The sequence below is a fragment of the Bartonella sp. CL70QHWL genome, from assembly GCF_042194855.1.
Lineage (GTDB): Bacteria > Pseudomonadota > Alphaproteobacteria > Rhizobiales > Rhizobiaceae > Bartonella.
This window is the reverse complement of sequence record NZ_JBHINJ010000085.1, coordinates 1-1135: the sequence shown is the minus strand read 5'-3', so window position 1 is coordinate 1135 and position 1135 is coordinate 1. Positions and strand designations below refer to the sequence as shown.

At 34.5% G+C, this 1135-nt stretch carries 1 pseudogene; it reads right to left on the bottom strand.

Annotated features, from left to right (window positions below):
- Positions 1-444 precede the first annotated feature (444 nt).
- Positions 445-1135: pseudogene (locus ACFIJZ_RS09820) on the bottom strand (hypothetical protein); the annotation flags it as partial.

Sequence of the window (1135 nt, the reverse complement as noted above, 5' to 3'; positions counted from 1 at the left end):
AGGCATCTCATGATACTGACCACCGTCAAATTCTTCGTATTCTCTTGTGCCATCATCATATTCGTAAAGGTTATAAAAATACTCTGCTACCCCTAATCCCCATGGTGCATGCCCCACCGCCGTTGCAACCCACTTTTTTTGCCCTTTCTGTTTACGTTTTTTTAAAAACATCTGGTTTAATATCCCCTATCTAAATCCATAACTTTACCAATGGGTTTATTTGCCTCAAAATGGACCGTACAGAAGCGTTTTTAATTTCAATGTGGTTTTTATCACAAAATCTTTAAATCGCTCTGTACGGTGCCTTTCTGTCAATTTAAACGCATCTCTATTCTCAAAATCATCAGCAAATTTCACTACTTTGCTGTTTTTTCGGATCCTTTTAAATACAATTTCATGACTGATGCTTCCGAAAAAAGCTCTATTTCTGATCCATAAGTGTCTTTAAGCGTAGATCGCTGTTGGGGGTATGCTAAATCTTTCTGAAAGCTTATTTGCGAAATTGTTTGATGATGATTTATAGCATGCGGTTGCATATAGTTTTTCCGTTTCTAATTTTTTGTGTTTCTTAATTACCAATCCATATTCTGGATGCGTAATCCAATTATCCCAAGCGCTTTGCCAATCGCGTTCATTTGCATTTCGACATGGGTTGGATTTTGAAAAGCGTACAAATTTTTCAAATTCTGATAAGGCTTCATCATGCGTTAATCCTTGTTCAGTTGCGTATTGAAAATCGGGTTTGAAATCTTCTAGTATTCTTTCAACTTCTTGTTTTTCGCTTGTTTTCTTAGTTTCTTCAAAAAAGTTTGCTTTCTCTGGAAAATAAGCAGGCATCATCGTGTCAAAGATTTCTGAAAGTTTTTTTCCAACCTTTTTAACTTTTCGTGAAGGCAATTTCGCAATCATCGCTTCGTCAATTTGCCATCGGTTGTTAACTTCGTTTGAAAGATTGATATTTTGCTCGTGAATGATTGGTTGTTTGGTTTCTATCGTTTTGATTTGTTCTGATTGAACATCATCACACTCGATTGGCTCGTCAACCAAATCGTTTGTTTCTAAATTTTCAAAATCAATTTCTCTTTTTGATAAAATAATATTTTTATTTTTTTTGTTATTGTTATTGTTAATGTTA